The sequence below is a fragment of the Paenibacillus sp. FSL P2-0089 genome, from assembly GCF_038595095.1.
Taxonomy (GTDB): domain Bacteria; phylum Bacillota; class Bacilli; order Paenibacillales; family Paenibacillaceae; genus Paenibacillus_AQ; species Paenibacillus_AQ silagei.
The window spans coordinates 341,604-368,394 of sequence record NZ_CP152006.1; the positions used below are offsets into that span (position 1 = coordinate 341,604).

Here is a 26,791-nt window from a genome sequence, read left to right on the forward strand (position 1 = left end):
AAAGAGGTTAGGGCATGGGGAACGCTAAAACTACCGTAGGACTGGTGTACGGCGGCAAATCCGGAGAGCATGAGGTATCGCTGCAGACGGCTTATGCGGTTATGAACGCTTTTGACTACGATAAATATGAGATTATTCCGTTCTATATCTCCAAGCAGGGGGTATGGAAGGTAGGTGCAGTGCTGGAGGCTCCCTTCCCCGCGATTGAGCAGCTTAAGCTCTCCGGGGTGGCTGGTGACATGGGTACAGCCCTGAATGCCTTGTTCAGCGGGCTCAGCGGAGGCGAGCAGGTAATAGACGTCATGTTCCCGCTGCTGCATGGTACGAACGGCGAGGATGGCACCATTCAGGGACTGTTCGAGATGGCGAATATCCCGTATATCGGCGCAGGTGTGCTGGCTTCATCGGCGGGTATGGATAAGGTCGTTATGAAGAAGCTGTTCGGCGAGGCGGGGCTGGATCAATGTGATTACTGCTACTTCAATGCTGCGAACTGGAGACAGCGCAAGCACGAGCTGATTGTAGGTCTGGAGGATAAGCTGGGATATCCGGTATTCGTCAAGCCTGCCAACCTGGGCTCCAGCGTAGGAATCTCCAAGGCCACGGACAAGGAAAGTCTGATCAAGGCTGTGGATTATGCCTTCCGTTATGACACGAAGGTGATTATTGAGGAGTTCGTGGATGCGCGGGAAGTGGAGGTGGCGGTACTCGGCAATGAGGAGCCGGAGGCCTCGGTTCCGGGTGAAATCGTCTCTTCCGGTGAATATTATGATTATGCGGCCAAATACACGGACGGCAAATCACAGATGCTGATCCCGGCACCTGTCGATCCCGAGGTAGCGGACCACTTGCGCGAGTCGGCGATATTGGCCTTCAAGGCTATTGAGGGCAGCGGAATTACCCGGGCCGACTTCTTCCTGCGGAAGTCTGACGGCAAGATTCTTATTAATGAAGTGAATACCATGCCAGGCTTCACCCCGTTCAGCATGTATCCTCTGCTGTGGCGTGAGACTGGTGTGTCCTATAAAGCGCTGCTGGACCGTATGATCGGGCTGGCGCTGGAGCGTTACCGGTTCAGACAGGGCCTGAAGTACGATAATGAATAAACCACGTTGATCGGCGGGAGCATTCCGGCCGGGAAGGAGAGAGAAGCATGGGGTTTCAATCAGAATTCAATTCGGTGTGCAAGTTCAAGAATGAGCAGGAGCTGTACGAGCTGCTGGAGTACGGACGTACCAAGATGGTGAAGCAGGGCTTCCGTGTCTATCCGACCGGCCAGAAGGTGATCGCCTATACCCCGGAGAATGTAGCGGTGGCCATTGTCAAAATTTCTGCGTCGATTGCTGAAATCAATTTTCAGGGCAATGAGGTTACGGCGGTGGAAATGGATCTGGTCCGGAAGCTGAATGAGGAAGAGTCGCGCGTTCAGACGGCTCTTGCCTACGAGATGTTCTTCGGGGAAGAGGGATGATTGTCCGCTTCGGCTATGTTGCCATGTCTACGGTGATCCCTGACTGTTCTCCCTCCAAAACGATGACGATGGCAAGCTTCAACAAGCTGGGCGACCGGGAGGCGGGCCTTCGTAAGCTGGAATCCATCGCCCGGATGAATCTGCATAATACGCTCCGTCTGCTGAAGCATAATGTCGGCTCGGATATTAAGGTCTACAGGCTCACCTCCAAGCTGGTTCCGCTGGCCACCCACCCTGATCTGGCGGACTGGAATCCGCTGGCTGCTCTTGCGGAGGAATTCGCTGAGGTGGGCAGCTATGTGAAGAAGCACGGGCTGCGCGTCAGCTTCCACCCGGATCACTTCACGGTGCTGAGTACGCCGCGGCCGGAGGTGCTTGCAAGCTCGATCCGTGATTTGCAGCATCATACGGACATGCTGGACGCGATGGGGCTGCCGGCGACGGCTAAGAGCAATATCCACATCGGCGGCGCTTACGGGGACAAGCCTCTGTCTGCGGAACGCTTCTGCGTACAATGCTCCGCGTTGCCGCTTGCGCTTAGAGAGCGGATGACGCTGGAGAACGACGACAAGACGTTCAACGCGGTAGAGACGCTGGAGGTTTGCCGCAGAATGGAGCTGCCGATGGTGCTGGATATCCATCACCAATGGGTCAACAATGAAGGTGAGCTTCCCTGGGAGCTGTGGCCGGAGATTCTGAAGACATGGACAAGCCCTCTGGCACTGAAGGATGTACCGCCCGGAGGGCAGCTGCCGCCGAAGATCCATGTGTCCAGCCCGCGCAGCCCGTCTGATCCGCGCAGCCATGCCGATGGGGTGGAGCCGGCACCGCTGGTTGCTTTTCTGAAGCGGATTGCTGCGGATACTCCCGCCGTAGATGTGATGATTGAGGCGAAGCTCAAGGATGGGGCCCTGTTCGGTCTGATGGAGGAGATGAAGGGACTGTCGGAAGGCGGGAATGGAATTATGGTACTAAACGGAGCGAGTGTGAATATAGAACCATAACTGGCAAAAAACTTGCCGGCCAGGCCCGTGAGCGGCACCAGTCATGACTTGATAAACCGGCCGAAATGAGGTACGTTGAAAGAAAGTTGAGCAGTCATGTTCTAAGGCAGAGAAAGGGTATCCTGCGGAAACAGCGGTCCCCGGGAGAACAATCATGCGCAAAGAAAGCGGAGTGAAGAGATGAGTCCTGTAAGTCCTGATAACCGAAATGAACGGCAGCCCTATGTAGTTACAAGCAAGGGACATACGGCGGCAGCCATCAATGCTGCGGCCAAAGCGGGGGAATGGATCAAGAGCAGACAAGGCCAGGTGAAGGAGCTGGGCAGTAAGACATCGGCCCAGGATCTGGTCACGGAGGTCGATAAGGGTGTGGAGCAGATGATCCGCCGGCTGATCCTGACCCATTATCCCGACCATGCCATCCTTGGCGAGGAGGGTGTTGAGCCTGGTGCGGAGGCACTGACGGCCGCGCTGGATGAAGCACGGGAGCATGAGTATCTGTGGATCGTCGATCCGATAGACGGCACGACTAATTTCGTGCACGGCTTCCCGTTCTATTGTGTATCGATTGCTCTGGTCGTTAAGGGAGAGCTTACGGTAGGCGTGATCTATGATCCGATCCGGGACGAGATGTTCGTGGCCGAGAAGGGGAAGGGCGCATACATGCACGGGATTCCCACGAAGGTATCGGCTGAGACTCTGCCGGGTAACAGCCTGATAGCCATGGGCTTCCCGCCGGACCGCGTGGTGGCCCAGCCGGCGAATATGGCCGGGCTGCAGCAGATTATGCCGCAGGTCCGCGGCATTCGTGCCGGAGGATCGGCGGCACTGCATCTGGCTTATGTTGCTGCCGGACGAGTGGACGGGTATTGGGAGGTTGGACTGAGCCCTTGGGACTGCGCAGCGGGGGTGCTGCTGGTGCTGGAATCCGGCGGCAAGGTCACGAATACGCTGGGTGATCCCTACGATATCGGCACACGCCATGTAGTCGCAAGCAATGGACGAATTCATGATTATCTGGTTACGTCCCTGCAGGCCGCAGATGCTACAGGCTTCAAGAAGCAGTAGGAGGGCTTACACCGTTATGAATGAGAATGAAGATCTGGAGCGGAGGCTAAGCGAGCTTCTGGAGGACGGCGAGATGGAGCAGGCGGACCGGCAGGCCAAGGAGATCCGTCAGATTTCGCCCAAGTATGAGATCCGCATACAGACTACACTTGACCCCATAGTCGAAGAGACGCTTCGTTACCGCAAAATCGCCTATGAGCTGGATGACCGGTATGATAAATATGTGAAGCGCTCAGACCAGGCAAGCGGTCCGCCCAGCACTAGCGAACCGAAGAAATCTTCAGAATCCGGCAGCGGAGAGCGATAAGCTGCTGTTATCCACAGGAGCGGTTTTCCGAATTATCGGGAGACCGCTCTTTTGCGCAAAGATCAGCTGTTGAAACGTTATCTGCTATAAAAAGACGGCAAAGCTGTTTCCACAGGAGCTGGGCGGGATGTTAGAATAGAATTATACTAATTTAGGAGGAATACGATGCTGAAGACATGGAGAAGGTTAATATCAGCTTCTGCTAGCGGACTGCTGTTGTTCACCGTATTAATCAATGTGCATGCAGGTCCGGCGGTTGCCGCTGCAGCAGCCGTGGCGCAAGGAACGGAGCAGGATGTCTTTCGCATCGTGGCACTTGGAGATTCTATTACTGCCGGGTATGAGCCGGGGATGACTGATCCCTCCGTGAAGCCGTACGGATACGCTGAGCGATTACTGGAGCAGGGCTGGTACCACGGCAGAAGTGAGCTTAAGAATTATGGCATTTTGGGCCTTAAGACAGCGGGACTCCTTCAATATACCGGAGCGATTAAGGACAGCGCGGTAATTACGCCGGAGGCTATTCAGCCGGGGCTGTCTGATCCGCGTACCTTGCAATTTGCTGCGCTGGCCCCGCAGATTAGAACGGAGCTCGCTGCGGCGGATCTGATTACCATTACCATCGGCGGTAATGATGTCAGCAGTCTGTTCTTGAATTACAAGACGCTGACCGATGCAGATTTCGCTTCCCAGCTTGCGGAGCGTCTGACGGAATACAGCAGTAATGTAACAGCGCTGCTGAAGAATATCCGGGAAGTGAATCCGCAGGCAACCATTCTGCTGGCCGACCAGTATCAGCCTGCTCCAAAAATCGCCCTGGGGGCTTCGTATGACAAGCTGATGAATGCAGCTGCACAGTTCACCATCGCGGCTGAGAATATCGCGGCTACCCTGAACCAGGCAGGCGCTCCGCTTAAGGTAGCTCATGTAGCCGCAAAGTTCGCCGGGGTAGAGGGATCGCTAACTCATATCATCGGAGCCGGGGCGGCAGACTTCCATCCTACGCAGCTTGGATATGAACGGATTGCCACTGTATTCGCTGAAATGCAATGGGGGGAATACCGTACGCCGGCAGTAACGGCGATGGCTTCGGAGACAGCGCCGATGTCCATCGTGGTGAAGGGGAAGGAACTGAATACGCCCAATAAGCCCATTTTGAAGAACGGGCAGAACTTTCTGGCGTTGAAGGATATTCTGAATGCAGTGGGTGCGGATGGCAAATGGGATAACAAAACCTCTAGTGCGACTGTAATTTATGGAGGAAGAACGGTGGTTATTACGATCGGCTCGAAGACCATTAAGGTGAACGGTGCGGATGTAGCGATTGATACTCCAGCTTTTCTGCATAAGGTTGGCAAAGAGGATAAAACCTATCTTCCGCTCGCCGCACTCGCTACCGGACTGGGCTTCGATGTGAATTACAGCAGCAAGCTGCGGACAGCTTTCATTAATCCTTAATCGCGCATAATCTAACCATAGCATCATCAAATCAGTCCCGTAGTGGAAAAGGTGGATGAACCCAGTTGTCTAGTACAAAGTATAATGCTGATTACATCATCACGATGGAGGATATCATACGGGAAGGCGACCCTGTCCTGCGTACGGTAGCGGAACCCGTACAGCTGCCGCTGCAGGCAGAAGACCGTGGTGTACTGCAGAGCATGATGCAGTTCCTGAAGAACAGTCAGGATGCCGAAATGTCTGCCAAGTATAAGTTGCGTTCAGGGGTAGGCTTATCCGCTAACCAGATCGGAATAACGAAGCGGATGTTTGTCATGTTTTTGAAGGACGATAATGGCAAGAATGTGGAATATACCTGGGTGAATCCCAAGATTATCAGCCATTCATTGGCGATGGTCTATCTGCCGGAGAGCGAGGGCTGCCTGTCTGTGGACCGGCCGGTACACGGCTTCGTACCGCGTTATGAATCTGTGAAGGTCAGGGGCTTCGATCTGAACGGCGAGGTGATTACCCAGAAATTCAAGGGCTATCAGGCGATCATTATCCAGCATGAGATGGATCACCTGGACGGAATGATGTTCTATGACCGGATCAATCCGCAGAACCCGTTCAAGCTTCCGCAGGATGTGGAGATCCGCAGCCTGTATGAGCAAAAGGGCAAGTAGCGGCGGATATGAATTTGATGGACGTACGGCTGGTGACCCCGCTCGCGGTGGCAGCGTTGTTCATGTATGGACGGTACTCACATTGATCTTAATCTTACGTAAACAAAACAAAGGCTGTCCCAGGAAGTCATTATCTGACTCTTGGGACAGCCTATTCTTATAGTTGGGCGATTACTTCTCCGCCGCCATAGCTGCGAATGAAGCCTCTGCCGCCTCCAGGGTGAGGTCGATGTCGGCATCCGTGTGGGCTGTGGTCAGGAACCACGCCTCATATTTGGACGGGGCCAGGTTGATGCCCCGGCTCAGCATATGCCGGAAGAAGCTGGCGAACATTTCACCATCGGTATCCTGCGCTTCTTCATAATTCGTAATGGGGTGGCTGCAAAAATGTGTGGAGAATGCACCACGAATGCGGTTGATGGTTAGTGGAATACCGTGACGGTCAGCGGACGCCTGAAGTCCTTCGGTCAGGCGGATGGCCAGCCGCTCCATCTCGTCATAGACGCCTTCCGCGCTAAGCACCTCCAGGCAAGCGATCCCTGCCGAGATCGAGGCGGGGTTACCGGCCATCGTGCCGGCCTGATAAGCAGGACCGAGCGGAGCGACCTGCTCCATGACATGCTTGCGGCCGCCGTAAGCGCCAATAGGCAGCCCGCCGCCGATGATTTTGCCAAGGGCAGTCAGATCGGGAATGATCTCCTCATGATTAGCAAGACCGGCATAGGTCTGTGTGGAGCCATAGTGGAAACGGAAGGCGGTAATGACTTCATCATAGATAACCAGGGAGCCGTTCTCGTGCGTCAGCTTGCATAAGCCTTCCAGGAAGCCTGGCTCCGGCATAACCATACCGAAGTTGCCGACAATCGGCTCGACCATAACAGCAGCCACATCCTGGCCCCATTTCTCTAATGCTTCACGCAGGGCATCCAGATCATTGAAGGGAACGGTGATGACCTCTTGGGCGATACTGGCCGGAACGCCTGCGCTGTCAGGGATGCCCAGCGTCGATGGACCTGAACCTGCGGCTACAAGCACAAGGTCAGAGTGGCCGTGATAACAGCCGGCGAATTTGATGATTTTGCTGCGCTTCGTGTAGGCGCGGGCGACGCGGATGGTCGTCATGACGGCTTCTGTACCGGAGTTGACGAAGCGTACCTTGTCCATCGAGGGAATAGCTTCCTTCAGCATCTTAGCCAGCTTGATCTCAAGCCGGGTTGGCGTTCCGTAGAGCAGTCCGTTCTGTGCGGCCTCAGTAATAGCGGCGGTGATATGCGGGTGGGCATGTCCGGTAATGATCGGGCCATAGGCGGCCAGATAATCAATATATTCATTGCCGTCCTCATCCCAAAAGCGTGAGCCTCCGGCGCGTTTCATGAAGACAGGGGCGCCTCCGCCCACGGCCTTGAAGGAGCGGGAGGGGCTGTTCACGCCTCCGACAATATGCTGGAGAGCTTCCTCGTATAACTGTTCTGATGTGCTGCGGTTCATAGCTAATGTTCCTTTCTTCTTGGCTTGCGCTCATGGGAAAGGGCGAACCGCGGCTGATTCCCGCTGTCCGCCCGCCCCGTGTGCCAAGCATGGTTATATTGGATGTTACTTTGTTCCCGGTGAAGCGGAAGGGCTGCTGCCCGGTGAAGCCTCTGCTCCAGGAGTTGGCGATGGTTCGGGTGCAGTGAGCGTATCCTCTACGAACTGCTTCATTGCCTTCTCGCTGCTGAACCCGATCACCTGGGAGCCGTCCTTGAGGGTCTTCTCCCGGATCAGCTTCATCGGCGGAATCTGCTCGCTGCCGCCCATAGAGCTGTCATAACCTACAGCGCCCAGCTTCCACATGTCGCTCGCGTCAAGGTTCGTGTCGATATAAGGCGTAACCTGACCGAGAATATTCGGCAGCTTGATGATCGAAGTGGTGCTGATCACCTTGTCCGCCACCGCCTTAAGGAAGCCGCGCTGGCGCTCGGTCCGGGTGAAGTCGGAGGTGGCATCATGGCGGAAGCGTACATATTGCAGCGCCATTTTGCCGTCCAGATGCTGGAAGCCTTTTTTGAGATCAATGTCGTATTCAGGTCCGTCTGCCTTGGTGGTGTAGCGCATGTCCTTCTCGACCTCATAGTCCACACCGCCCACGGCATCCACCAGCTTAATGAAGCCCTGGAAATCGGTATAGACATAATATTGAATCGGAATGCCGAGCAGGTCGCTGACCGTCTGCATCGCCGTATTGGGTCCGTAAGTAATGGCGGCATTGATCCGCTGGGTCCCGTGGTCTGGAATATCAACATACGTATCGCGCAGAATAGAGAAGACATAGAATTTCTTCTTCACCGGGTCCAGAGAGGCCACCAGCATCGTATCCGAACGCGGCACCTCGCCCTTCTTCACCCCGCGGCCATCCACGCCCATGAGTAGGATGTTAACCGGCTCTGTGCCCTCCCATTCAGGTGGCTTGATCGCCTCCGCCGAGGCTGTAGGAACATTGGCGAACGGAGAATCTTCACCTGTCTTGTGGAGGTTATCGAGCTGATTGTAAATTGCAGTGAAATAGTAAACCAGACCTCCGATGATTAAAAGGAGTATGATTGCCAGAGTCCAGAGCAGCGTTTTCTTCTTTGACTTGCCGGCTTTGGCGTGCCGGTTCTTTCTTGGTGGCATTTCGTTCGTCCTTTCCAGTTCACATTCTCTACATTATAATTTCTTTTGGGAAGACACGCAATTTCAGAAATCAACAACCACATTAAGAGGAGTGAATAATAAATGAGTATCACAGTAGGTGACAAGGTTCCGGACTTCACACTCCCTGCCTCAACAGGGGGGAACATCAGCTTAAGCGATTACCGCGGCAGGAAGGTGCTGCTCTACTTCTATCCTAAGGACAGTACCCCGGCCTGCACCCAGGAGGCCTGCGATTTCCGTGATGCCCACGATACGATTGCCGCGAATGGGGCCTTTGTTCTTGGAATCAGTGCCGATCCGCTGGCCTCACACAGCAAATTTATTGCGAAGAATAGCCTGCCCTTTCCGTTATTATCCGATGAGGAGCATACGGTGAGCGAATTGTTCGGGGTGTGGCAGCTTAAGAAGCTCTACGGTAAGGAATTCATGGGGATTGTGCGCTCTACTTTTCTGATTGATGAGGAAGGAATTCTGAGAGCGGAGTGGCGAAAAGTCAGAGTGAAGGGCCATGTGGAGGCCGCATTAGAACAAATCGTGAAATAATTAAGTATGCTGGTAATTAATTGTATTTGTCTGTTACTTTTCTAACAGCTATAGTCAGGCTCACTCGTGATATAGTTGCCTCATATTACTTCAAATTTGGAGCAAGGTATGGGGGATGGCATGAAGAGACTGCGTATTGGGCTTGACGTCGGATCAACTACAGCCAAATTGGTGGTTATGGAACGGGATATCATTATATATCAGGATTATGTGCGTCATTTCAGTGATATAAAAAAAGCGGCGGTTGCCCTGCTCTCAGAGGTGCAGCATAGGTTCCCCGGTAGTGAAGCGGCGCTCACCGTAAGCGGCTCCTCCGGGTTGTCCCTGTCCAAGCTCGGGGAGATTCCGTTTGTCCAGGAGGTCATTGCCTGCACGAGGGCGATCAGCGGACGGATTCCAGAATGTGATACCGCGATTGAGCTGGGCGGAGAGGATGCCAAAATCATCTACCTCAGCGGCGGCATTGAGCAGCGGATGAACACAGCCTGCGCAGGCGGTACAGGGGCATTCATCGATCAGATGGCCTCTCTGCTGCAGACGGACCCTGCGGGTCTGAATGCGCTTGCGGTGAAGCATGAGCGGATCTATCCCATCGCTTCGCGCTGCGGGGTATTTGCCAAGAGCGATGTGCAGCCGCTGCTGAATGAAGGGGCGCGGCGTGAGGATGTGGCGGCCTCGATCTTCCAGAGCATCGTGAACCAGACGATCAGCGGCTTGGCCTGCGGACGGCCGATCCGTGGGCGTGTTGCTTTTCTCGGGGGACCATTGACCTTCCTGTCCGCTCTGCGGGACCGGTTCACGGAGACGCTTGGACTGAAGGAGGAGGAGGTGCTGTTCCCGGAGCACTCGCAATATTTCGTCGCCATCGGTTCGGCGCTTGCCGGGTCAGATCCCGTATTCCTGCCGCTCAGCGGCTGGATCGCCCGGATCATGGCTGTAGACTTCTCGCAGGACCGCGCGGAGGATGCAGAGCTGGCGCCGCTGTTCAGAGCGCCGGATGATCTGGCACAGTTCAGACTTCGTCACAGTCAGGCTACAGCACCGCGTTCCGCGCTGGCTGCCTACCGGGGGCCGGTCTATCTGGGCATTGATGCCGGCTCTACCACGACCAAGCTGGTGGTTACCGGAGCGGCGGATGAGATTCTGCATACCTTTTACGGGAGCAATGGAGGCAATCCGCTGCAGTCGGTTACGGACGCGCTGAAGGAGCTCTACCGGATTCTGCCCTCAGGCTGCTACATTGCGGGAGCTTACGCAACCGGTTATGGAGAGGGTCTGGTTAAGGCGGCGCTGCGGATGGATGGCGGAGAAGTAGAGACGGTGGCCCATTACAAGGCAGCCTCCCGGTTCATGCCGGAGGTCGACTTCATCCTCGATATCGGCGGACAGGACATGAAGTGCATCAAGATCCGCGGGGGAGCGATCGACAGCCTGATGCTTAATGAGGCCTGCTCGGCGGGCTGCGGCTCCTTCCTGGAGAGCTTCGCTTCCGCACTGGAGCTTGGCATAGAGGAGTTCGCCGCTGCGGCACTCGAATCGAAGGGACCGGTGAATCTCGGCTCGCGCTGTACTGTATTCATGAATTCCAAGGTGAAGCAGGTTCAGAAGGAAGGGGCTTCCCTTGCTGATCTCTCGGCCGGGCTGGCCTATTCCGTTGTGAAGAATGCGCTGCAAAAGGTGATCAAGATCCGTAATCCCGAGGATTTGGGCCGGAATATTATCGTCCAGGGCGGCACCTTCTACAATGAAGCCGTCCTGCGGGCTTTTGAGCTGCTGACCGGAAGAACGGTAGTCAGACCTGATATCGCCGGCGTGATGGGCGCTTACGGCTGTGCGCTGATAGCCAGAGAACAGGCTGCCCCGGAAGGAATCAGCACGATTCTCGGACCGGAGGAGCTGGAGGGCTTCCAGTATTCAGTCGCTCCAGGCCGCTGCAGCCGCTGTGCCAACAACTGTGCGCTGACCATCAGCCGGTTCCCGGACAAGAGCTTCCATGTGACGGGGAACCGCTGTGAGCGCGGCGCAGGCGGCAAGAAAGAGAAGAACACGCTGCCGAACCTGATGCAATATAAATATGAGCGGTTCTTCGCGTATGAGGGCCTGCCTGAAGTGGCAGCGCTCCGGGGAACGGTTGGACTTCCCCGCACAATGAATATGTTCGAGAATTACCCGTTCTGGCATACCTTTTTCACCTCGCTGCGCTACCGGACCGTGCTGTCTCCGAAGTCTAGTAAGAAGCTGTATGAGAGCGGAATGGATACCATTCCTTCGGAATCCATCTGCTATCCGGCCAAAATGGCCCACGGGCATGTACAGCAGCTGATCGGCCAGGGCGTGGACTTCATCTTTTACCCGGCGGTGGTGTATGAGAAGAAGGAGGATGATGCGGCGCAGAATCACTTCAACTGCCCGGTGGTTGCCTCCTACCCCGAGGTGATCCGCAATAATATGGACGGCCTGAAGGAGCAGGGGGTTCCGCTGGTCAGCCCGTTCCTGACCTTCGACGATATTCCGGCGCTGACCCGGGTGCTGGCGCGAACCTTCGCCGAGGTGCCTAAGGAGGAGATTGTGTCTGCTGTCCAGGCAGGACTGGCGGAAGCGGAGCAGGCGAAGAACGATGTGCGCACCAAGGGCGAGGAGACGCTGGTCTTCCTCACGGAGACAGGTACGAAGGGGATTCTGCTCTGCGGACATCCGTATCATGCCGACCCTGAGATCAACCACGGGATTGCCGATATGATTACCGGTATGGGGCTTGCGGTGCTGACCGAGGATTCGATCTGCCATCTGGACCGCAGCGAAGGGGATGTTGGCGTAGTGAACCAGTGGACCTACCATGCGCGGATGTACCGTGCGGCCCGGCTGGCAGCGGGAAGAAGTGATCTGGAGCTGGTCCAGCTCACCTCCTTCGGCTGCGGGATCGATGCGATTACCTGCGATGCGGTTCAGGAGATTATGGAGCGTCACAACAAGGTCTATACGCTCATCAAAATCGATGAAATCAGCAATCTCGGAGCCGCGCGGATTCGCCTGCGTTCGCTCCAGGCCGCAATGCGTGAGCGCGAGAGAGGTGAGGTTAAGCCGCAGCTGCTCTACAAGCCGCAAGCCAATGTGCCGTTCACCAAAGAAATGAAGGATACCTATACCATCCTTGCCCCGCAGATGTCGCCGATTCATTTCGAGCTGTTCGAACGGGTCTTCCAGGATGCGGGCTACCGGCTGAAAATTCTGGAATCGACCGGTCCGCAGGAGACGGAGGAAGGCCTCCGGTACGTCAACAATGATGCCTGTTATCCGGCGATTGTAACGATCGGGCAGATGCTGTCGGCACTGAAGAGCGGCGATTATGACCCGGACCGGACGGCTGTAATCATGTCGCAGACCGGCGGCGGCTGCCGGGCGACGAACTACATCTCTCTGCTGCGCAAGGCGCTGAAGGATGCCGATCTGGGGCAGATCCCGGTGATCTCCCTGAATGCCTCCGGGATGGAGAACCAGCCGGGCTTCCGCATCAGCCTGAAGCTGGCGAACCGCCTGATCGCCGCAGCCTGCTACGGAGATCTGATGATGCGCCTGCTGCACCGCTTCAGACCGTATGAAGCGGTGCCGGGAAGCACAGAGGCCTTATTCCGCCAAGGAATGGGACGCTGCAAGGGCAGCCTGTCGAACTTCTCGTTCCGTGAATACAAGCGTCTGACCCGTGAGATTGTTGCCGGGTTCTCGCGGCTGCCAGTTATCTCAGCGGATAAGCCCAAGGTGGGCATTGTCGGGGAGATTCTGATCAAGTTCCATCCGGATGCCAACAATCATATCATCGACATGATAGAGGCGGAGGGCGGAGAGGCCGTGATGCCTGATTTCCTGGACTTTATTTTCTATTGTGTCTACAATCCGATCTACAAGGCCGAGCAATTCGGCAAAAGCAAGCGGCTGGGCTATATCAATCCCATGCTGATCTCCTATCTTGAAATCTACCGCAAGCCGGTCAAGGTAGCGCTGGAGCAGGCTGGACTATCCAAAGGCCGGGAGAATATCTACGGTCTGGCCGAGAAGGCAAGCCGCCTCGTGTCGGTCGGCAACCAGATGGGCGAAGGCTGGTTCCTGACGGCGGAGATGATGGATCTGCTGGATAACGGCGTGAACAATATTGCCTGCATTCAGCCGTTTGCCTGCCTGCCGAACCATATTACCGGGCGCGGGATGATTAAAGGGCTTAAGGATCTATATCCTGGTGCGAACATCGTCGCCATTGATTATGATGCCGGAGTCAGCGTGGTCAATCAGGCCAACCGGATCAAGCTGATGATGTCGATTGCCAGCGGCCTCGCCGCCGGTACCCAGCCGTCAGCGGACGATCTGGCACAGCTGGTGCCAGTCATGGCCGGTAGTGTGGGATGTCAGGGGTAGAGCAAGCTGCCTGCGGATAAGCAGCGGTTGAATAGATGAAGAGCGGACCGGAGGAAACTCCGGTCCGCTTGTTTGCCTTCCAGGGCTCAACCCCCATGTGTGTGGAGAACCGAACACATGAGGGTTGAGCCCTGGAAGGCAAGTGGAGAGAATGTAGTCGAAAAACCGACTACATGGAGCAGGAGCGGAGCATGTGGGCCAAATGTAGTCGAAAAACCGACTACATGGAGCAGGCACGGAGCACGTGGGTCAAATGTAGTCGAAAAACCGACTACATGGAGCAGGCGCGGAGCACGTGGGCCAAATGTAGTCGAAAAACCGACTACATGGAGCAGGCGCGGAGCACGTGGGTCAAATCCTCCGGATACCCCGGAGTCACTTCTGCAGCTTCTGCTTCACCCGCATCGCTTTGTTCAGATGGACGAAGTTATGCCGGGTGGCCGGCATCAGTACCTGACCGGCAAAGGTCTTGCCGCCCCAATAATCCATTAGCCACTGCTCGCTGTCGAGTACCGCTTTCTCCTCCCGGACTCTCTCGAACTGCGCCGGAGTTGCCTTCATCCCGAGCTGTCCCGGCTCCAGAGCGGATAGGATGGAACGTGTTCTGCGGGCGACATCGCGCCGGTACTCGGATAGCGCTCCGAGGTTCACCTCTCTACTGAGTGTAGCAACATCCTGTTCACTCATTCCGTTGCCGGAATGAACGTAAGGAACCCCCAGCCTCCGGGCATACTGACCGGAGTATAGCACCTGCTCACGGTCTGCCCCCAGGATGTTCATGGTGATATCCTCTATTCGTGCACTGTGCCACAGATGCCAGATTATAGAATTACGGCTGCCGGGTGTCTGCACCGGGTAGCTGCGCGCGGTGGACTCCAGCAGCTGGTCCCATAAGGCATCCTCATAGGTTGCCTGTTCCCCGTTGCCTTCTTCAGAGGCGTAGAGGGAGGTATGCAGCTCCAGAATGATAGCGACTGCTTCAGTATGCGCCTCCGGCTTGGTGATGATCCTGGACAACATTTTATGCTGCCTGTTCCAGTGATTTCGTTGTTCTGTATTCATGTTTAATCCTCGCTTTCCGTAATTTTCAGAAAATTTCTGCAAGAAAACCATTGACGGATAAATAGGTAAATAGTAAAATAGTTCGCATGCGAAGTATTATTGTGCATTTGTGCATTATGCTTGTGGAGGGATAAGGCTTGGAAGAAAAGGAAAAGCAACTGGACGATATTCTGTCCTCTTTCCGCTGCATCACCCATAATTTCCAGCAGCTTCTGTGGAAGGATGCAGAGGAGCTTAACATCACATCTACCCAGCTGATGGTATTGCGTAAGTTATCCTTGCATCCAGATATCGGGATCACGGAGCTGGCCGATCTTCTGCATCTGGGCAACAGCGCAGCCAGCGGTGTAGTGGACCGGATGGTGAAGGCCGGACTGATTACCAGAGAACGCTCGCAGAGCGACAGACGAATATTTAAGCTGGCGATGACTGAGAAAGGCAAGGAGATCCGTCTGCTCAGCAGGCAGTCACTCCGAAGACATTTGCAGCCCTTGGCAGACATTCCTGCGGAGGATGTACAGGAGCTGCTGCGGCTGCATGGTGAAATTATCCGAATTCTAGAACAAGGGAGAGACAACAAGAAGCTATGAGTACAATTACAGCCGGTAATGCACCGTCCAAGACGGTCCGCAGAGGCCCGATTATCGCAGCGCTCCTGATCGGCGCCTTCGTGGCGCTACTCAATCAGACGCTGATGAATGTGGCGCTGCCCAAAATGATGGAGGACCTGAATATCCTCGCCAATACGGCCCAATGGCTCACGACAGGGTTCATGCTGGTTAATGGTGTGCTCGTGCCGATCAGCGCCTATCTGGTGGAGAAATTTACGACCCGCCAGCTCTTTACGACGGCAATGATGTTATTTTCGATAGGTACACTGGTCTGTGCAATAGGAACAGGCTTTGAGATGATTATGGTCGGCAGAGTCATTCAGGCTGTAGGTGCCGGAATTCTGATGCCGCTGATGAACATTGTGTTCCTGCGTATCTTCCCGATTGAAGAACGGGGCAAGGCGATGGGACTGATGGCGGTTGCGATGATTTTTGCTCCGGCTGTCGGACCTACCTTGTCCGGCTGGGTCGTGCAGAACTATTCCTGGCGCGTGCTGTTCTACATCGTGCTTCCGCTGGCCATTTTCTCAATGCTGCTCGGCATGAAGACTATGCAGAATGTCGGTAAGCTGACTTCTCCAAAGCTGGATAAACCGGGTGTGATTCTGTCTACACTTGGCTTCGGCGGGCTGCTCTACGGCTTCAGTGATGCCGGAACAGACGGCTGGGGAAGCACAACCGTTATTCTCTGCCTGATCCTGGGTATCGTGTCCCTGGGGCTGTTCGTATGGCGTGAGCTGACCACGGATAAGCCGCTGCTTGAGTTCCGCATTTTCCGCTACAACATGTTCTCCCTGACTACCGTGATCAACATTATCGTCACTATGGCTATGTATGCAGGGATGATCCTGCTGCCGATCTATCTGCAGACCATCCGCGGCTTTACACCGATGGAATCCGGACTGATGCTGCTCCCGGGTGCGGTTCTGATGGGCGTGATGTCACCGATCACCGGAATTATATTTGATAAAATCGGAGCCAGATGGCTGGCGGTTATCGGCCTTGCCATCACCACTGTAACGACCTGGGAATTCAGCCAGATCAGCACCACTACCACTTATACTCATCTGATCCTGACGTATACGGCCCGCATGTTCGGGATGTCGATGCTGATGATGCCTATCGTCACCGCCGGTCTGAACCAGCTGCCGCAGCGTCTGGCTTCTCATGGTACAGCCATGTCCAACACCCTGCGTACCGTGGGCGGTGCACTGGGGATGGCCCTGTTCGTCAGCCTGATGACCAACCGTACGAAGAGCAACATTACCGATGCACTGGTAAGCGGTGCGGTGTCGAAGACCGATAAGGCTGCGATGCTGAAGCTTACACAGGAAGCAACGATTAACGGGATTACCCATGCTTTCGCTGTAGCAACCTGGGTGACTGTTGTTGCCCTGGTGCTGGCGTTGTTCATCCGCAAGACCTCTCCGCAGCCCGACTTCCTGAAGACGGAAGAAGCGGAAAGCGGACAGCCGCAGCCCAACCTGACGAAATCACAGAGAGCATAATCCTGAATAAAAAAAGACGATCCGCTATAACCGTTAACGGTTGCCGGATCGTCTTTTTGCGTCTGCGAACTAGGGTGGAATTGCCCCACTGTCCTTCATCCTCCCCAGTCTCCCAGTCAAAAACCGGCTTCTCCCTTAGAGTATAAACCGGCAAACCTGACAACATGGATTCAGGTTCGGAAGCGGATGGAAAAAGATTGTATATGCTTGAATGCGGGTGGGGTGGAAAGATGGTCATGCGATGGCGAATTGAAAATGCTTAGGTTCGGGTTTTATTGCCGCTCCGGCAAGTCTGATGAATATACCGCCGCGACGCCGCGGGCCACCTCGCCTAATCTGCGGCGGATGTGCTCCGGTCCCAGCACCTCCAGGACGGTTCCGAAGCTTAGCAGGAAGCCGTATAGCCAGTCATTCTCAGGGTACTGGAGCGTTAGGGTGTATCCGCCGGTATCATCCCGCTGGAGCGTCTCACAGTCGAAGTATTCCTCGGCGAGATGCTTGCCTTCCGGCGTGAAACGCAGCTTGACTGGTGTGAGATTCTGCGGTTCCTTCCAGCTACTACTCCACGGCAGCTCTGTAAGAGGAATATCCTGGCGGATATAGTGCCTGTTCTTCTTCACTAGCGCTTTCATCCGCAGCAGCTTGAAGAGGCGGAAATCCTGACGCTCCTCGCAGAACCCGTATAAGTACCAGAATTGTCCCTTGAGGACCAGCGTATAGGGCTCGACCGTACGCTGGCTTACCCTGCCTTCGGCAGTTATGTATTCAAAAGTGACCATGACCTCCTCCTCTAAGGCTTCTTTAAGGAGGTCCAGCCGCTCCTCCAGCGGAGCTGTCAGCTCCCAGGGGGAGAAATCGACGATCATTTGCGTGGTTTTGCTGCGGAAGGCGGAGATCTGGGAGGGAGGGACAACACTGCTGATCTTCTCCATCAATAGCTGATGGCCCTCTCCGCCGATGGAGGAGGCGCTTTGCAGCGCACTGAAAATGTCGGCCAGCTCGCGTTGCGATAATACGTTGCGGTCCAGCCGGTAGCCCTGCATGAGGCCGATGCCGCCCCCTGCCCCCTGATAGGTAACTACAGGGATGCCAGCGCTGTTAATGCTGTCTATATCGCGGTAAATCGTACGCACGGAGACCTCGAACATATCGGCCAGCTCCTTGGCCTGAATCAGCGGCCGGTTAAGCAGCAATATGACAATGGAGAGCAGACGGTCTATTTTCACAGGGATACCTTCTTTCAGACGTTAGGTGAGGCTATAGTCAGCGGGTCTTGGAGGTCTCTTTGACCTTCACTTGGACCTTGGCATCAAGCGTAGCCACTGGCTTGCGCCGGCGCAACCGGAGAGAAATGGCAGCCCGGTAACGGTAAATGACAATCAGCGCGGCAATAGCCAGCACGCTTACCGCGATCCAGAGGGCATAGGATTCGATCAGGTGGAAGATGCCCATCCACTGCGGGCCGAAGATTTTGCCGATTCCGAGGAATAACACTACCCAGAATATTGCTCCCCCATAGGCATACATAGCGAATTTACGGAAGGGCAGGGCAATAATCCCGGCAAAATAGCCTGTGAAGTGGCGGACGCCGGGGATGAAATAGCCGATGGAGATCAGCACGCTGCCGTATTTCTCGAACCAGCGCTGCGTCTTTTCCAGCTTGGCCGGAGAGAACATGAACCATTTGCCGTATCGCTGGATAAAGGGCAGACCGGCCTTGAGCCCGATGAAATATGTAATGGTCATCCCGATTGTAGTCCCTAAGAAGGCTACGATCACCAGGGTGAAGAAATCCAGCCTCCCCGTGAAAGAGAGAAATCCTGCGAAGGCCATCGTGGTCTCCCCGGGAAAAGGCAGGGCGATAAATTCGAGCAAAAGCCCGAAAAACAATACGCTATAACCATAGCTCGCAAACAATTCTTGTATCCATTTGAGCATATCCATAGATTCTTCACTCTCCAAAGGCTGCGCGCCTATTCTATTCTGAAGCTTGTCTTCATACAATCTACCAAATGGTGCGGGTGCGCCAATAGAATGCTGGAGGTAGAGAAGATGAAGAACAACCTGGAAAATCCTATCCGCCGCATCATGATCTGCGGGTTGCTTGTTATTGCTGTTGTGCTGAGTCTGGGTGTGTCAGCCTATGGAGGGCAGGGGAATTCTTCCGGTTCGCGGATTACGTACTCCCTGCAGGCTGAAGCAGGCAGTGCGTTACCTCTACTCTCTAAGAATAATGCTCCGGCTGTCCCGGTGCAAGATTTGCCTCCGGCAGCGGCCAGAATGACAACCGCAGAATCACGGCAGCCGCATATTTCGGGCGGTTCAACCCCTAAGGCAGATGCAGAGCGTCCTGCTCCAGCTATACAACAAGTAGCTGCTGCTGCGGGGAAAGCTGCTCCAGCAGCCGGTCACCGCAAGGAGAAGGTGGTCTATCTGACTTTTGACGACGGGCCAAGCGCAGTTACTCCCAAGGTGCTTAGCATATTGCAGGAGCAGGGGGTTAAGGCGACCTTCTTCGTGCTGGGGGATCAGGCCGCAGGGCGTCCCGAGCTGATCCATGCCATCTGGGAGCAGGGGCATGCTATCGGCAACCATACCTATAATCATAACTATCATGATTTATATAGCGGCTTCACGGAATTTTGGCGTCAAATCAAACAGACGGAGGAAACGGTACGTGAGATCACAGGCGTCCGTCCGCAACTGGTCCGTGCGCCGGGCGGCACGTTCGGCCATTTCGACAGTACATACTTCAATCTGCTGAAGCAGGCAGGATACCGGGTGATGGACTGGACTGTGGACAGCGGAGATTCCCGCCGCCGGGGAGTGCCCGCTGCGGAGATTGTGCAGGCATCTGTGGCTGACTTGAACTCCGCCAGTGTGGTGCTGCTGCTGCATGACGGATCAGGCCATGAACAGAGTGCCAAGGCGCTGCCTGCCATTATTGAACGCTACAGAGCGGCCGGTTATGAGTTCGGCGTTCTGGATACGCAGAGTGATCCCGTACAGTTCAGGGTGTCCTCCAAGGCAGCCTCGCTTCAGCGGAGCAAGCCGTCACAGGATTGGATATCGGCCAATATTGCTCCGAATGCGGAGCTGTTTGCACCAGGCAAGGCGCTTGCGCTTGAGATTGGGCGGATGGAGATCAAGCTGAAGCCCGGAGAGTACCGTCTCCAGGACGGGCAGTACTATGTTCCGCTACGCGCCACCGTGGAACGGCTGGGCGGGCGGGTCGGCTGGGATGCGGATACCCGTAGCGCAGCTGTAAGCTGGAACGGCCGCAGCATGACGTTGGACTCACAGAAGCAGGAGGTTGGCATTCACTGGCTGGACGGTACAGCAGAGTACAGGGCGGCACAGGTGCAGCTCCAAGGCTCCTCCCTCTGGGTACCCCTGCGTATGCTGCTTGAGGCGGCAGGTCATCCGGGTGCGGAAGCCTTTGTTAATGCAGAGGAGCGCAGGGTTACTGCAGCTTAAGGCGGATATCCGTTTTGGAGGAGGGCTGGACGGAGGGGACGGCAGGATACGACAGGGATGGCAGGGGGGCTGGCGGGAAAAGCGGCTACTGGCGGGAAAAGCGGCTGCTGAATGTCTGGGCATCCTTTTTCGTGGAAAGAATAGATAGCAACAGGCCTCAGCAAATAGTATAGCCAGAGAAAGTACAGGCTGTCAGGGGGCTAGTCTATGACCATGGAAGGGTGTCCTCCTTGTCCTCATCATCATTGACAGATCCAAAATCACAGGTGTATTCACAGCAGAACAGGTACGGGAATGCAGAGATAGCCGGGTTCCCCCGGAAGCGCGTCCGCCGCGCAGCGAAGGAGTGGGGGCGAATGCTGCTCCTGATGGCGGTTACCGGAGGACTGTATATGTGGCGCGGCGGAGAATCGCTCCTGCTGCTGCTGACAGCCGGCGGAGTGGTCATGTCCGGCGGCCTGCTGATGCAGCTCTGCGGTCCCCGGAGAGTTAGTGTCCAGCGCACGATTGTTCCTGCGCGTCTGTCTGCGGGGGATGACGCCGTTGTGGAAGTTCAAATTTCTTTTGCCGCCAGAATCCCGCTGCCCTGGATGATTGTGACCGATTACTGGAGCGGGGGCAGCCATCAGGAGCTGCTGTTTCCCGGCTTCCGGCGTTCCTTCAAATATTCTTATGAGCTGCTGTCCGTTCCAAGGGGTGTACATCAGCTTCATGGGTGCAGTGTAACCTGGGGAGATCTGCCGGGGCTGTTCACCGGCGGCTGTCAGCCAGGCGGCAAGGCGGACTTCAAGGTGCTGCCAAGGGCGTTATATATGGGCACAGTTGTGCCGGATACCGGCTTGCTGCCGGGAGACCGTGTGTCCGGGCGGGGGAACCACAGCAGCCCGCAAGCAGCGGATATCCGTGATTATGCGCCGGGTGATCCGTTCAGCCGGATTCACTGGAAGAGCAGCGCCCGTAAAGGCAATCTGCAGAGCAGAGTGCCGGAACGTGAAGCGGGGCAGATGACCTGCATCGTGCTTGCGAGCAGTCCGGCGGATTACGAGATTCCCGGCGGTGCGCACCCTCCCCGCAGCCAGCGGAGGTCGGTGATCCCGGCCTTTGAACAGGCGGTATCGGCTACGATGGGGCTGTTGCTCTCTGCCGAGCGTACGGGCAGCTACATCCAGCTCTTCAGCGGCGGCTGGCCGGAAGGAATGGCCAGACATGAGGGACTGGGCCAGATCCCAGGGAGGGTCCGGGATCTGCTTACAGAGATTGCTCCTTCCGGTTCACAGAGTCTCAGCAGACTGCTGGAGGATGCGTCACAGAGCTGGATTCCCGGGATGACGGTATCGGTCGTTACCGGCAGGCTGGAGGAGGAGTCAGCGAGAACGCTGGCCCGCTTCCTGGTTCAAGGAATCAGGGTGGAGCTGTATTATGTCTGGGACCAGCCTTCTCCGAGCCGGACTCCCGGTAGTCCTGTGCGGAGCCCGGCCGGAGCAGCGGAGTCGCTGCCGGAGCTATCCCGCAGCAGCAGGCTGGCACCGGAGGGGTGGGAAACAACCGGGCAGCATGATCCCGCAGCTTACGGGAACAGCAGACCGCCTGCCTCGGATACGATTGCGGGAAGTCTGATGCGGCTTGGCGCGAGGATTCACTGTCTGGGCTATGCTGCTCCTGCACAAGGGTACAAGGGGGCGGAGCCTGATGGATTCCCGGATAACTCCACCTCCTGCTAGTGCGGGTACGGATAGCGCCAGTCCGAAGGGCTCAACCCACAGCGGGCAGCGCCGCTACGGAAGCATCATGTTTACAGCGGCAGGGATGGAGGAATCAGACCTTGCAGAGAACAGCTCCGCAGGTAAAAGAGAGAACAGTCCTTTGTATTATCGCGGTCTGTTCTCTTTGGCGATTATGGGCGTCTTTGGGCTGTGGCTGCTGCCGCTCTACAGATTGCCTGCGGCAGCGGACCATACACAGCTCCTGAGGCTCCTGATGCTCTCCGCAGCAGCACTTCTCGCATGGGGCTGTCTGCTGTTTCCCCGTCTTGTCCAGGCAAGCGGGCAGCTTCTGCTAATCTTCTTGACCTGGTATGGCCTCTGTGCTGCTGCGGAAGGTGGGGGCGGGTGGCTGAAGGTCTATGCCATGGAGAAAAGTGGACAGGATGCCCTGCTGCTGCTCTCTGGCCGGATCTCCGCATTAAGCGAGGACAGCAGGCTGCTGATTCTGGTGCTGGGCTGGGGGCTGCTGGTGTCCTCCGTCCAGCAGCTCGCGCTGTACAGGGGAAGTATTGCGCTGTTCACCGGTGTAACGCTGGTGTATCTGCTGGTGCTGGATATGGGTTATGCCGTTAATACTTCCGGGGATGTCCTGGTCACTGCGGGGCTGATCCTATGGCTGCGGGCTTTAAGCGGGCTGCTCCACCTGCAAGAGAGGACAGAAAGGCCTGTTCTTCCATACGCCCGCTGGGGAGCCAGGGCATTCTCGGCAGCTGTACTGGTAACGCTGGCCGCCTGGATGGCCGGGCAAGTGCTGGGCGCGCGCCCGGCTGCCCCGGTTACACTGCAGCCGGTGCTGGACAAGCTGGAGCACTGGGCAGCGGCGCAAAGACCGGAGGAGGCAGGCGTACCCGGCACCGGCAACACCGGCTATAGTATGGAGGACAGAGAGCTTGGCATGCCCCTGACTCCCAGCCGGGAGGCGGCCTTCACGGTCACTGCTTCCCGTCCCTACTACTCGCGGGGGGAAAGCATGGCGTATTATGACGGCCGCCGCTGGATCAGGAGCGGAGCCGCGTATTCAGCGCTGAATCTGCCCCGGCTGTCCGGGGCGCTGCCCGCTCTGGCGGATACTGCATCAGCCGGGGGCCAGACATTTATTCAGCGGATTGAGCTGGCCTCGCCTTCCGCTGGAGGTATGCCGCTGTTCAGTGCAGGCGCTATAACAGACGTACAGAACATCCGGCTTGCGGACGGAAGCCAGCTGGGTTACGTACTGGCCAGCCCGGACAGGCTCAGCTTCCGCCTGCCGGAAGTCTACAGCTCCGCAGGGGTTACGGAATATACCGTCAAGTCTGTTCTGCCGCCAAGCGATCCGGTAGCGCTGCGGAAGCTGAAGGGGAGTGATCCCGAAGGGGTACGCAGCCAGTATTTGCAGCTCCCCGCTGCTCTGCCGTCCAGAGTGCGTGCCCTGGCCGGCGATCTTACCGCAGCTCCGGCGAGCCGTTACGATGCCGCCGTAGCTGTAGCCGGTTATCTTCAGGACGGCTACACCTATTCGCTGAAGACCCGCGTGCCGCCGTCCGGTGCCGATTTCACCGATGATTTCCTGTTCGGGACCCGTCAGGGCTATTGTGTGCATTTTGCCACTGCGATGACGGTCCTGCTGCGCAGCAGCGGCATTCCGGCGCGGTACGTCCAGGGCTACGGCCCGGGAACCGCCGTGCCTGGCTCTGTGCCGCAGCGCTACAGCGTGACCAGCGGCGATGCCCACGCCTGGGTCGAGGTCTATTTCCCTGGCGCGGGCTGGGTCCTCTTCGACCCCACGCCCTCCGCCGCTGCCGCCGCTGCCCTCGGCGCGGCGGCTACGGACCCGGCGGCTGCCGCCGCGCCGCCGGACACCCGCCGCTCCGCTGCGCTGCACGCGGACGCGCTCACCGCCGCCCTGTCGCAGGCGGGCGGACCGGACACTGCGCCGCTCGCGCTGGCGGCGCTGGTGCTGGCTGCCGCCATCCGCTGGCGGCGCAGCCTGGCCCTGCTGCCGGCGGTGCGACGCGCCGGCAGGCTTGGCCGTGAGCGGCAGCTGCGCGCCGCCGCTGCGGCCTGGCACGGGCTGGCGGCGCGCTATGGGCCGCCGCTGCCCGGGGTTACCGCCAGGGAGTACGCAGACTCCCTGGCTATCGAGGACGGGCGGCTGCGCGCCGCCGTCCGGGGGTTTGTACGCCAGTGGGAGACCCTGGCGTATGGCGGCGCCGGAGGCGGCGTGCCTTTAGCGGCCGCGCGCTCTGCTGGAGGCGCCGTGCCTTTGCCGGCGTCGGACTCTGGTGTCGGTGCTGCGCCCTTGGCGGCGTCGGGCTCTGCTGGCGGTGCTGCGCCCTTGGCGGCGTCGGGCTCCGCTGGAGACGCCATGCCTTCAGCGGCGTCGGTCCCCACCGGAGGCGCCTTACCTTTGTCGCACTCTGCGCGGATGTCGCCCGCCTTGCCCTCGTCACCCCCCGAGCCCCCCAGCGCTGCCGATACCATGGACGCAGAGGCTTTTATGGCCCGGTGCCTGATGATCACCTTCCATCTAACCTGATCAAGAATCGGCGTCCGTTCATTTGCAGCGGACGTCTTTTCATATAGGGAATCATGACTTCCGTTTGCCGCGGATAGAGGTACATAGAGTAGACAAAATGTATGTGAAAACATACATGTCTATTAAGGCACAACTCCAGCATGAAAATGAGCAGCGTGCTATCGTCCATTCATCTGTTTAGCGTAATTTCACAGAAAACCGAATACAATTTGTTGTGGGGCGGTGCGGCGACCAAATATAGGCGCAGTGCGGAGGCGCGCGGACCAAACGTAGGCGAAAAACCGAATACAATAGGCAGCCACAGAGGCAGTGGACCCAATATATGTGAAAAACCGAATACATTGGGGAGGCACTTGGGTATTTGGACCAAATGTAGGCGAAAAACAGGCATGACAAGACAGAGGCCTTATCACCCCCAGGAATGAAAATAAGTCGGGTGCATCAGTCGCATCCCGACTTTTATTTTCGTATTAAACCGAATACATTCCAATTCACGCTTTCCCTTGTAACGCTGTATACCGCCAGCCAGGGCTATAATTTTTGCCTGTATTTCCATAACATAGATACCGGCTCCCGGCAGTGGTGAATCGGCAGCCAGCCAGCCCAAAACCTTGAAACAGAGGGACCCCATTTCCTTGACGCTGAGAATTAACCATGAGTATAATGAATCCAATAATCAAGGGAGGCAAGTAATGAACAAGCCAAATGAAATAATCGTTGTTCTGGATTTCGGGGGACAGTATAACCAGCTTATCGCGCGCAGAATTCGTGACCTGGGGGTATACAGCGAGCTTCTGCCGTACAATACACCGATGGAGAAGATTAAGGCCTTATCACCCAAAGGTATTGTATTCTCAGGCGGGCCAAGCAGTGTCTATGCGGAGAATGCACCACATGTAGACCCGGCGATTTACGAGCTCGGGCTGCCGATCTTCGGAATCTGCTATGGGATGCAACTGATGGCACAGCAGCAGGGAGGCAAGGTGGAGCGCTCCGCCAAGCGCGAGTACGGCAAAGCCGATGTGGAATTCGCACCCAGCTCCGTGCTGGCAGCGGGCCTTGAGAGCAAACAGACTGTATGGATGAGCCACGGGGATCATGTAGTGGAGCTTCCGGAGGGCTTTAAGCTGGATGCCGGTACAGAGAGCGCGCCGATTGCAGCCATGAGTAATGATGAACGCAAATTCTTCGCCGTTCAGTTCCATCCTGAGGTACGCCACTCCGTGAAGGGGAATGAGATGATCTCGAACTTCCTGTACGAGGTCTGCGGCTGCGAGGGCAAATGGACGATGGAGTCGTTCATCGAGGATGCCGTTAAGGATATCCGTGACAAGGTAGGCGACCGGAAAGTGCTCTGCGCACTCAGCGGCGGCGTGGATTCCTCTGTTGTGGCGATGCTGATTCACCGTGCGATCGGCGATCAGCTGACCTGTATGTTCATCGACCACGGCCTTCTGCGCAAAGGTGAAGCGGAGAGCGTCATGGAGACTTTTGTCGGCAAGTTCGATATCCATGTGGTCAAAATCGACGCCCGTGACCGCTTCCTCGGCAAGCTGGCCGGTGTCTCCGATCCCGAACAGAAACGTAAAATCATCGGCAACGAGTTCATCTATTGCTTCGACGAAGAATCGGCCAAGCTGGGTGACTTCGCGTTCCTGGCTCAAGGTACACTGTATACCGATATCGTAGAGAGCGGAACAGCAACGGCGCAGACGATCAAGTCGCACCACAATGTGGGTGGGCTGCCGGAAGATATGAAATTCAGTCTGATTGAGCCGCTGAACACCCTCTTCAAGGATGAAGTCCGTAAGCTGGGCGAAGAGCTGGGCATGCCGCATGCGATCGTGTGGCGTCAGCCTTTCCCGGGTCCGGGTCTGGCGATTCGTGTGCTGGGTGAAGTGACAGAAGAGAAGCTGCAGATCGTTCGCGATTCCGACTATATCTTGCGTGAAGAGATTGCCAAGGCGGGTCTCGACCGCGAGATCTGGCAGTATTTCACTGCACTCCCTAACATGAAGAGTGTTGGCGTAATGGGTGACGAGCGCACCTATTCCTACACCGTAGGCATTCGTGCGGTAACCTCCATCGACGGCATGACCGCTGACTGGGCACGTATCCCATGGGATGTGCTGGAGAAAATTTCGGTCCGCATCGTCAACGAAGTAGATAACGTGAACCGCATCGTGTACGATATTACTTCTAAGCCGCCTGCCACGATTGAGTGGGAATAAAATAATAAGAGCTGAGCATCCGGTA

At 56.5% G+C, this 26,791-nt stretch carries 20 protein-coding genes; 15 read left to right on the forward strand and 5 right to left on the reverse strand.

Annotated elements, in window-relative coordinates:
• Positions 1-14: 14 nt before the first annotated feature.
• From NST69_RS01440 to def, 7 genes are all read left to right on the forward strand, one after another.
• Positions 15-1,106, forward strand: a complete 1,092-nt coding sequence (locus tag NST69_RS01440) for a D-alanine--D-alanine ligase (RefSeq protein ID WP_209877841.1) — start codon at positions 15-17, stop codon at positions 1,104-1,106.
• A gap of 47 nt (positions 1,107-1,153) precedes the next feature.
• A complete protein-coding gene (locus tag NST69_RS01445) occupies positions 1,154-1,471 on the forward strand; it encodes a hypothetical protein (protein ID WP_036723794.1) in 318 nt (105 codons plus the stop codon).
• A complete protein-coding gene (gene uvsE / locus NST69_RS01450) occupies positions 1,468-2,475 on the forward strand; it encodes a UV DNA damage repair endonuclease UvsE (protein WP_036723795.1) in 1,008 nt (335 codons plus the stop codon). Before NST69_RS01445 ends, uvsE begins: the two co-directional genes overlap by 4 nt.
• Positions 2,476-2,655: 180 nt before the next feature.
• On the forward strand, positions 2,656-3,543 hold the full coding sequence (locus NST69_RS01455; RefSeq protein ID WP_036723796.1) for an inositol monophosphatase family protein: 888 nt from the start codon (positions 2,656-2,658) through the stop codon (positions 3,541-3,543).
• Between the two features lie 16 nt (positions 3,544-3,559).
• Complete coding sequence (locus NST69_RS01460) at positions 3,560-3,850, forward strand: hypothetical protein (RefSeq protein WP_036723798.1); 291 nt, start codon at positions 3,560-3,562, stop codon at positions 3,848-3,850.
• A 165-nt stretch (positions 3,851-4,015) separates the two neighbouring features.
• Positions 4,016-5,308, forward strand: coding sequence for a stalk domain-containing protein (locus NST69_RS01465; RefSeq protein ID WP_036723800.1), 1,293 nt, complete (start codon positions 4,016-4,018; stop codon positions 5,306-5,308).
• Positions 5,309-5,412: 104 nt separating this feature from the next.
• A complete protein-coding gene (gene def, locus NST69_RS01470; RefSeq protein ID WP_342550054.1) occupies positions 5,413-5,976 on the forward strand; it encodes a peptide deformylase in 564 nt (187 codons plus the stop codon).
• 171 nt (positions 5,977-6,147) lie between these two features.
• On the opposite strand, the gene NST69_RS01475 is transcribed toward def, so the two are convergent.
• Both NST69_RS01475 and NST69_RS01480 read right to left on the reverse strand, forming a co-directional pair.
• Positions 6,148-7,464: a glutamate-1-semialdehyde 2,1-aminomutase gene (locus tag NST69_RS01475; RefSeq protein WP_209877835.1), complete on the reverse strand. Its 1,317-nt coding sequence runs from the start codon at positions 7,462-7,464 to the stop codon at positions 6,148-6,150.
• A 105-nt stretch (positions 7,465-7,569) separates the two neighbouring features.
• Positions 7,570-8,628, reverse strand: a complete 1,059-nt coding sequence (locus NST69_RS01480) for an LCP family protein (protein ID WP_209877834.1) — start codon at positions 8,626-8,628, stop codon at positions 7,570-7,572.
• 102 nt (positions 8,629-8,730) lie between these two features.
• Between NST69_RS01480 and bcp the strand changes: the two genes are divergently transcribed.
• Together bcp and NST69_RS01490 are read left to right on the forward strand one after the other, a co-directional pair.
• Positions 8,731-9,192 carry a thioredoxin-dependent thiol peroxidase gene (gene bcp / locus NST69_RS01485; RefSeq protein ID WP_342548274.1) on the forward strand — a complete coding sequence of 154 codons (462 nt, stop codon included), beginning with the start codon at positions 8,731-8,733 and terminating at the stop codon, positions 9,190-9,192.
• A gap of 120 nt (positions 9,193-9,312) precedes the next feature.
• Positions 9,313-13,599, forward strand: coding sequence for an acyl-CoA dehydratase activase-related protein (locus tag NST69_RS01490; protein ID WP_342548275.1), 4,287 nt, complete (start codon positions 9,313-9,315; stop codon positions 13,597-13,599).
• A gap of 375 nt (positions 13,600-13,974) precedes the next feature.
• Here the strand turns inward: NST69_RS01490 and NST69_RS01495 are convergent, their stop codons facing one another.
• Complete coding sequence (locus NST69_RS01495) at positions 13,975-14,661, reverse strand: DinB family protein (protein ID WP_339253392.1); 687 nt, start codon at positions 14,659-14,661, stop codon at positions 13,975-13,977.
• Between the two features lie 137 nt (positions 14,662-14,798).
• Here NST69_RS01495 and NST69_RS01500 point away from each other — a divergent pair, with 137 nt between their 5' ends.
• Together NST69_RS01500 and NST69_RS01505 are read left to right on the forward strand one after the other, a co-directional pair.
• The gene (locus tag NST69_RS01500) at positions 14,799-15,251 is read left to right on the forward strand and encodes a MarR family transcriptional regulator (protein WP_036723807.1); all 453 of its coding nucleotides are present in this window, start codon (positions 14,799-14,801) and stop codon (positions 15,249-15,251) included.
• Positions 15,248-16,780 carry a DHA2 family efflux MFS transporter permease subunit gene (locus NST69_RS01505; protein ID WP_342548276.1) on the forward strand — a complete coding sequence of 511 codons (1,533 nt, stop codon included), beginning with the start codon at positions 15,248-15,250 and terminating at the stop codon, positions 16,778-16,780. The genes NST69_RS01500 and NST69_RS01505 overlap by 4 nt, the downstream gene beginning before the upstream one ends.
• A 272-nt stretch (positions 16,781-17,052) precedes the next feature.
• On the opposite strand, the gene NST69_RS01510 is transcribed toward NST69_RS01505, so the two are convergent.
• Together NST69_RS01510 and NST69_RS01515 are read right to left on the reverse strand one after the other, a co-directional pair.
• Positions 17,053-18,006, reverse strand: coding sequence for a YafY family protein (locus tag NST69_RS01510; RefSeq protein WP_340956289.1), 954 nt, complete (start codon positions 18,004-18,006; stop codon positions 17,053-17,055).
• Between the two features lie 37 nt (positions 18,007-18,043).
• Entirely contained in the window at positions 18,044-18,724 is a 681-nt protein-coding gene (locus tag NST69_RS01515) for a DedA family protein (RefSeq protein WP_339253397.1), read from the reverse strand.
• A 108-nt stretch (positions 18,725-18,832) separates the two neighbouring features.
• Between NST69_RS01515 and NST69_RS01520 the strand changes: the two genes are divergently transcribed.
• The 4 genes from NST69_RS01520 (at position 18,833) to guaA (ending at position 26,766) form a co-directional block, all read left to right on the forward strand.
• Positions 18,833-20,257 carry a polysaccharide deacetylase gene (locus NST69_RS01520; RefSeq protein ID WP_342548277.1) on the forward strand — a complete coding sequence of 475 codons (1,425 nt, stop codon included), beginning with the start codon at positions 18,833-18,835 and terminating at the stop codon, positions 20,255-20,257.
• A 356-nt stretch (positions 20,258-20,613) separates the two neighbouring features.
• Positions 20,614-21,978, forward strand: a complete 1,365-nt coding sequence (locus NST69_RS01525; RefSeq protein WP_342548278.1) for a DUF58 domain-containing protein — start codon at positions 20,614-20,616, stop codon at positions 21,976-21,978.
• The gene (locus NST69_RS01530; protein WP_342548279.1) at positions 21,947-24,535 is read left to right on the forward strand and encodes a transglutaminase-like domain-containing protein; all 2,589 of its coding nucleotides are present in this window, start codon (positions 21,947-21,949) and stop codon (positions 24,533-24,535) included. The genes NST69_RS01525 and NST69_RS01530 overlap by 32 nt, the downstream gene beginning before the upstream one ends.
• 692 nt (positions 24,536-25,227) lie before the next feature.
• A complete protein-coding gene (gene guaA, locus NST69_RS01535; RefSeq protein ID WP_036723816.1) occupies positions 25,228-26,766 on the forward strand; it encodes a glutamine-hydrolyzing GMP synthase in 1,539 nt (512 codons plus the stop codon).
• The last annotated feature ends 25 nt before the right edge of the window (positions 26,767-26,791 follow it).

Coding starts and splice junctions, on each gene's coding strand:
- NST69_RS01440 (WP_209877841.1), top strand. CDS start 15: ATGGGGAACGCTAAAACTACCGTAGGACTGGTGTACGGCGGCAAATCC.
- NST69_RS01445 (WP_036723794.1), top strand. CDS start 1,154: ATGGGGTTTCAATCAGAATTCAATTCGGTGTGCAAGTTCAAGAATGAG.
- uvsE (WP_036723795.1), top strand. CDS start 1,468: ATGATTGTCCGCTTCGGCTATGTTGCCATGTCTACGGTGATCCCTGAC.
- NST69_RS01455 (WP_036723796.1), top strand. CDS start 2,656: ATGAGTCCTGTAAGTCCTGATAACCGAAATGAACGGCAGCCCTATGTA.
- NST69_RS01460 (WP_036723798.1), top strand. CDS start 3,560: ATGAATGAGAATGAAGATCTGGAGCGGAGGCTAAGCGAGCTTCTGGAG.
- NST69_RS01465 (WP_036723800.1), top strand. CDS start 4,016: ATGCTGAAGACATGGAGAAGGTTAATATCAGCTTCTGCTAGCGGACTG.
- def (WP_342550054.1), top strand. CDS start 5,413: ATGGAGGATATCATACGGGAAGGCGACCCTGTCCTGCGTACGGTAGCG.
- NST69_RS01475 (WP_209877835.1), bottom strand. CDS start 7,464: ATGAACCGCAGCACATCAGAACAGTTATACGAGGAAGCTCTCCAGCAT.
- NST69_RS01480 (WP_209877834.1), bottom strand. CDS start 8,628: ATGCCACCAAGAAAGAACCGGCACGCCAAAGCCGGCAAGTCAAAGAAG.
- bcp (WP_342548274.1), top strand. CDS start 8,731: ATGAGTATCACAGTAGGTGACAAGGTTCCGGACTTCACACTCCCTGCC.
- NST69_RS01490 (WP_342548275.1), top strand. CDS start 9,313: ATGAAGAGACTGCGTATTGGGCTTGACGTCGGATCAACTACAGCCAAA.
- NST69_RS01495 (WP_339253392.1), bottom strand. CDS start 14,661: ATGAATACAGAACAACGAAATCACTGGAACAGGCAGCATAAAATGTTG.
- NST69_RS01505 (WP_342548276.1), top strand. CDS start 15,248: ATGAGTACAATTACAGCCGGTAATGCACCGTCCAAGACGGTCCGCAGA.
- NST69_RS01515 (WP_339253397.1), bottom strand. CDS start 18,724: ATGGATATGCTCAAATGGATACAAGAATTGTTTGCGAGCTATGGTTAT.
- NST69_RS01520 (WP_342548277.1), top strand. CDS start 18,833: ATGAAGAACAACCTGGAAAATCCTATCCGCCGCATCATGATCTGCGGG.
- NST69_RS01525 (WP_342548278.1), top strand. CDS start 20,614: ATGCTGCTCCTGATGGCGGTTACCGGAGGACTGTATATGTGGCGCGGC.
- NST69_RS01530 (WP_342548279.1), top strand. CDS start 21,947: ATGGATTCCCGGATAACTCCACCTCCTGCTAGTGCGGGTACGGATAGC.
- guaA (WP_036723816.1), top strand. CDS start 25,228: ATGAACAAGCCAAATGAAATAATCGTTGTTCTGGATTTCGGGGGACAG.